This window comes from Sphingobium sp. CCH11-B1, from assembly GCF_001556865.1.
Classification (GTDB): domain Bacteria; phylum Pseudomonadota; class Alphaproteobacteria; order Sphingomonadales; family Sphingomonadaceae; genus Sphingobium.
In genome coordinates, this window is the sequence record NZ_LSJY01000215.1 from 1 (window position 1) to 5942 (window position 5942).

A 5942-nucleotide genomic window follows, 5' to 3' on the forward strand; every position below is an offset into this window, starting at 1 on the left:
TTATGTTTGCAGATGGTGTCTCGTCTCACCGCAAGCTCTTGTTTCAATGGGTATAAAATTACTCGACGTATGAGACGATTGGAGACCGTTCGAGCGCTCGGGGCAGTTGCAAAGCGCTACTGCACTTTGCAACTGCCCCGAGTGCAACCGCCGAAGGCGGAACGACTCGCCAACATCACGAGCCGGCCTCCTGTGGCTTTGGCAACATGGAGCGAAGCTGCCGGATTTCGGCGTCCTTTGCTTCCAACGCCGCTTCCAACATGATGATCCGATTGAGCAAGCGATTGACCACGTCGCGCAGCTCAGCATTGCCGCTCATGGCCTTTGGCTTGGCCTTCGTAGGCTTTGGATGCTCATCGAAGAGGGCAAGGAGTTCGGCGCAGCGATATGCCGTCGCCCGGCTGACCCCGGCCTCGCGCGCGACGTTGGTTACATTCAGCCTTCCATCGGTGACGCCGCCTTTCCCTTTTCGCAGACGGTCATAGGCATCGAGCAGCGCAGCGCTGCTTCTCGATCTCTGCACGTGGTTCGCTTCCATCGTCATGGCCCGACCTGTTCCAGCAACTGCCTGTAGATATCGAGCTGCGCATTGATGGCGTGCTTCTGGAGTGGGCTCACATTCTTGCCATTCTTCATGGCTTCCGCGTCGGCAATGCATGAGCGCAAGGCTGCCACATGTCGCTTGGCCACCACGCTGTTCGGGCATCGGGAGGGCTGGCATCTCATAAATGCGGGCTGGGCGTCGGCTCCTTTGACCTTCAGGCAGAGGGCGTGATCGGCATAGAAGAAGCAGTCGTTGATGAAGCCCGGGTGAAGCGTCACGGCGGTGTTCGAGAGCATTTTCGCCCGTCGCCGATCATCGACGACAGAGCCGGGCAGATCACCGATCTTGTCTCTGATCCTTGCAAATTCGGCGACGAGCTTTGAGCGCATGGGGCCGCCCGGGCTGCTCCCTGCCTTCCAGTCCTCATACATCTCGACGATATCGCTGAGCTGCGCGAGGCGGCGTTCCTCTTCGATCTCTGCGCGGAACCCCGAGTCCGACGTACCCGCATACCCTTCGAACATGATGGCGCTGGCGTGGCCATATTGAAGCATGCCGGCGATCACGCCGAACGGCTGACTGGCGATATACCATGCTAGCGTGCGGCGTAGCTGACGAGTTTGCCACCGCCACGGCCCACCGTTTTGCTCGGGGATATGGTAGAGCGCTCTTATCAACTCCGCGTCTTCCGGTGCCATCGTCGCCATCTCTTCGGCCAGCTCGCGGCATTCCCTGGCGAAGTAATTGAGGTACTTCGTCGCTTGATTGGCGGTCATTCGCTCGTTGCCAACGCCCTTGATCTGCACCGTCTTGAACAGCAGGTCATCATCGTTCGGAGTTGATCCGCCATCGGTAACCCTGCGAAGGTGGTCCTGTAGCCGTATTGCTGCTGAGACGGCGCGGGCCACCGGTTCGATGACCGTCCAATGGTGTTCGGTGCCGTCGACATTGTCGCGGCCCTTGAAGATCCTTCCGACCAACTCGTGACGAACGATCCCACCATGTTCGTCGCGGACGATCCTCAGACAGCCGCGCTTGAGCGCTGCCACTTCTTCGCCACGCATTCCCGACAAGAGGCCGAGCACCAGATAGCAGGCGGCGATGCCGGATATGAAGGCGTAACGACTGCTGAAGCTGGGAAGATGGGACCTCCAAGGGATAGTTGTCCCGGGCATAGTGGTCCAGCGGTTGCTCGCACCGGGACGTTCGGTCCCGAACCTTAACATTGCTTCCTCAATGACTATGGAGCGCGCTTTCAGGACCTGGACACCGAGGCCGCTCGCCTTGCAGATTTCCGGCCAGGCAGGCTGCCCTTGGGGTGTGACCGGTACTCCAGCACCTGAGGTTTCGAGCGCATCGAGATAGGCGTGAAGCCGCTGGTCGCTTACCGTCGGCGACACTCTTTGCCGGCGTGCAGCCATGTCGACCGCCGCGATATCACGTCGGGCGATGATATCGTCGATACCATGATCGACGTAGAACATGGCCCACCGCAGCGCAGGCGCACTGATCGCCTCTGGTACCCTCGGCGTGACATTCTCTCGGCCGCCGCGGTATCCTGCCACCCGTGTCGCCGAGCGGGTGCCCCACGGCGCTATTTCTATTCCCCTGAACGACATCAGCGGCGCGTAAAGCGCGAGCCGTCGTATGCCGAGGATCCTGTAAACGAGCGTCGCTGGAGCGAGGTGGCGCTTCTTCGACAGCCAATGGTCCAGCCATAGCTGATCGACCTCATGAAGCTGGCGCCCAGCTTGGCGCACCTCGTGCAAAAATTGACGCGCGATTACGCCGATGTGCGACAATGTGCCGGGTTTGAGAGTGCCGAGGCCACTGCGCGCATCTTCGCGGGACTCGTAGTGCAACGACAGGAACAGATATTCCCGTATGAGTTCCCGCTCATCGATGTCAGCAATGCGGTTGAAGCGGATTCGTGCTTCATGCCCTTTCGCGGGCCTCGCAATGGCGCATTGCAACAACCACTCGTCGTCCCCGACGCGGGAGACGTTTTGCTCCGCGCGGCCGCTCACCACCATCCGGGACGGGATCACCAGTGCCGAACGATCGATCCGCCAGGATGTGTCGGCGCGTTCCACAAGCGGTCGCATGCTCAACCCCGCCGAAGATGCGGGGGCAAGGGTGGCGCGCCTGCGTTGCTCACGTCGACAGATTTCGCCTGCTCGATATCATTGGCCTCGAACATCGGCAGTATCTGCGCTGTAATACGGTCATGATCGGCGCCATGCTGGTCGCGCCACTCCACTTCGGCCATGACAGCGCGGCGTTCCGCCAGCCATGCCACATAGTCCAGCAGCGCTGGCAGCTTTCGCGCCGTGAACACCGCATTTGAGCAATGAAGACAGCCGGCGAACGCAGTCGCGCACGAGCCGTCATCGCTACGTCCCATCGGACTCGACCAGAAGTCGGTACATATGCCCAGGAACGTGTCGGCCTCGCCTGACACCAACGAAGCCACCGCGTCCGAAGCCAGCTTCTGGTCTCGGATCGTGAGGCCGGACGAGAGCGCGTCTGCTTCCTTTGCTGGCGGGAGCACCAACGGCGCCATTGCCATGTCGAACAACTGCGTTTCGGCAACCTCGACGGAACGGGCGTGCTCCTCCCGAAGTCCGTCCACCGCTGCATAGTGCCGAGCGGCAACGCCCCGCGAGTGATCGCTTGCAAAGCGGCGAAGATGCCCGGCGTGTCGAAGATAGTTATCGCGCTTGACCGTCTTCCTCAGCCGGGCCGGAACGACCTTGGTTATCTCTCTCCCGGCTTCATCAACGAGGTCGAGGCTTCGGACGGCGGCATAGAAGTTTTGCGTGCAAAGTCTAAACCGGCGCCAACTCGGCAGACCCGCGGCTACAAATCCGATCCACAGGTAGTCCGCATCCGGGTCGTCTCGCTGCACCATCCGCTCGGCAGCAGGTCGGGATAGCTCCAAAGCGAGACGGATCAGTCCGCCAGGCGTATTGATTCCACCATCTCGCACGCGTTCCCGCTTTATCTTCTTGCCACGAACGCCACCTCGACCTTTCGTGTATTCGATGGAGACATAGCCACGCGCGGGATTCTTCAGGCAGTCGCGACGAAGCGTTCTCAAGCCCTCTATCGGCATTTCGACGCGAAGCGCTATCGCGATGATGAGGTAGATCGCGTCGGGCAGCGTCAGAACAAGCAGATCGCTGGCAGCGGAGATCGCAACCTTCCGATATTTGAACAGATCGAACTCGCCTCGAGCCGCACGCGCGCCGTCAGCGACACGCAAGAACACATCCTCGAAGCGATTTCGGTCAGGTCTTTTTCGCAAAGCCTCGATCTGCTCCCGGCCCGCTACGATCCTGTCGCGCGCGGCTATGACCTGGCGATCAACCGCCTCTTTCAGAACGCGAGCAACGAACGGCGTCAGGGGCTCGCGAGGCCGCAATGCCTTCCCATTGTGACGGCTTGTGAAGTTGATCCGCGCCTTCAACTCCGGACGCAGCAGATCGGGGTTGCGCTCGTCGATGGCACGAAGACCGTAAACAAGACACCGGAACCGCGAGTATTGGCCCAGAACATCGCAGGCATCGATGTCGGCGGCCGTGACAGCGCGCAGCCCATCATCAAGCCGCCCGGTGGACGTCAGATGCTTCCCGAGCGGGATCCAGCTCTGCCGATACTGCTCGACACTCGGAACGGCCAGGCCCGCGAACAGCTCGTTCATCATCGGTCCAAGATGCAGGGCGAGATCGCGGCCAAGGCCTTCGTTCCCCACCTCATGCAGCAGCCAGGTCATTTCCCGCCCGACACCGTCACGATGATGATAGGCCACGAGTGCGTCCGGATGCGGCTCCTCGCTCGGTGGCGGCAAATCGCTGAACGAGAGGCGAGGCCGGCCCATCGTTAGAAGAAGCCCATCAGGCGAACGTCCAGCGCCTCGGCCGCCTGATCTACGATTTCGAAGGCTTCATCGAGGTAGGTGAGGTATTTCTCGGTCGTCAGGATGCTGGCATGACCAAGCCATCGCTGGACCCGGCGCAACGGATCGCTGACGACCTTCATGTATATTTCCTCGGTTCGATCCGGGAGAGAACGACGGTCGAGTCTTGCCACCTCGGCCTTGATCAGGTGCGTGAGCCAGTAGACCGCGAAGGTGTGTCGCAAGGTGTGAGGAGATATGGCGAGTTCCCAGCCCATCGTCTCCGACAGCTTCTTGCTTGTGCGCCGGAAGATCGACTGCCACGCCGCAGGGGTGAGAGCGCTCCCGTCCTGAGCAAGCCACAATGCCGCTGGCTGCGCATTCTCCGGCGGTGCATCCGGTCCCGGCAGCAACAGAAGATTGCGTCGTTCATCGATACGCAGGCTTGCCAACGGTCGAAGGCGCTGCTCGCCCTGCATCAGAATGCGCCGTCCGCCGACGATGCTGCCGATCAGCGGCTGCCGCATGGTGCGGATGCCGCCGGCGCGGCGCCACCGATCGACCAACTGACTCCGTTCTTCACGAACATAGGGGTCGATGAAGTTACCAGCGACACGCTTCGGGAACGGAACTGATCGAGGCTTGCGGCCCTTGGTGATCGTTGCGGGGAGATCGATCATCGCGCTGCGAGAACCTTCGAAGGCGCGTGCGCTCGTCGTGGGAAGCTCACCGATCAGAAGGCTGGCGCCTTCCTCAAGCCTGACACCCGTCGTCACGAGCAGTTCGGCAAACGCAGCATCACGCATGGGATTCCGCCGATAAGTCGTGCTGGTTCCTTGATGCTGGCCCAAAAGGCCCTGGTCACGGAACAAGACGTAGTCCTCGAGCGGAATCATGCGGATCGTATCTTCGGCGACTGCGCCGTCGCGGCGGAACCTTGTTTTCGGCGCCACCGCCATCAGGGCAGCTTCTTCGCTAGCCGCCCACTGGTAGAAGCGCGTCAGCGCAGCCGAGCTGCGCCTCCAGGAGGTGCCAGAGAGCCGGAGGTCGCTCGGCCCCTCAAGCCGGAGCGCTCGATATTTCCCGACATCGGCGCTCGATGCATCGAGCAACGACTTGGAATGCGCGTCTCGCAGGTAGCGGGCGAAAACCTGAAGATCCCTTGCGTAGTGGCCCGCGCTGGCGAGCGACACGCCATCGGATCGCAGGAACGTGATGAACGACCTGATCTCGGCAACAAGATGCCCGTCAGAATAGAGGAGAGAAGGGGTGCCAGTTTCAGGTAAGTATGGGGCTGCATTTCGCTTGGTGAACTCATCGAGTGCAGGCCGGATCATCTTCCCATCGAGAAAAATCGGTGCGGCTCCGAGCCAGGGATCGAACGTAAAAAGGTGCACTGATCCCCCGACATCGCTCGTTCAATTGGGCTGACTTCATCGATGATGGGCCAAGATGCCGCGACGGTCAAAACAGAATGAAGCGTCTCAATGGCGACATAAT

4 protein-coding genes are annotated in these 5942 nt (G+C 60.8%); all 4 read right to left on the reverse strand.

Annotated elements, in window-relative coordinates; all coding sequences use genetic code 11:
* Positions 1-175: 175 nt before the first annotated feature.
* Positions 176-544, reverse strand: a complete 369-nt coding sequence (locus tag AX724_RS22480) for a hypothetical protein (RefSeq protein WP_156448212.1) — start codon at positions 542-544, stop codon at positions 176-178.
* Positions 541-2637 carry a hypothetical protein gene (locus AX724_RS22485; protein WP_156448213.1) on the reverse strand — a complete coding sequence of 699 codons (2097 nt, stop codon included), beginning with the start codon at positions 2635-2637 and terminating at the stop codon, positions 541-543. Before AX724_RS22485 ends, AX724_RS22480 begins: the two co-directional genes overlap by 4 nt.
* A gap of 14 nt (positions 2638-2651) precedes the next feature.
* A complete protein-coding gene (locus tag AX724_RS22490; protein WP_231736801.1) occupies positions 2652-4319 on the reverse strand; it encodes a hypothetical protein in 1668 nt (555 codons plus the stop codon).
* A gap of 107 nt (positions 4320-4426) precedes the next feature.
* On the reverse strand, positions 4427-5779 hold the full coding sequence (locus AX724_RS22495; RefSeq protein WP_231736802.1) for a tyrosine-type recombinase/integrase: 1353 nt from the start codon (positions 5777-5779) through the stop codon (positions 4427-4429).
* Positions 5780-5942: the final 163 nt, after the last annotated feature.

Coding starts and splice junctions, on each gene's coding strand:
- AX724_RS22480 (WP_156448212.1), bottom strand. CDS start 544: ATGACGATGGAAGCGAACCACGTGCAGAGATCGAGAAGCAGCGCTGCG.
- AX724_RS22490 (WP_231736801.1), bottom strand. CDS start 4,319: ATGACCTGGCTGCTGCATGAGGTGGGGAACGAAGGCCTTGGCCGCGAT.
- AX724_RS22495 (WP_231736802.1), bottom strand. CDS start 5,779: ATGATCCGGCCTGCACTCGATGAGTTCACCAAGCGAAATGCAGCCCCA.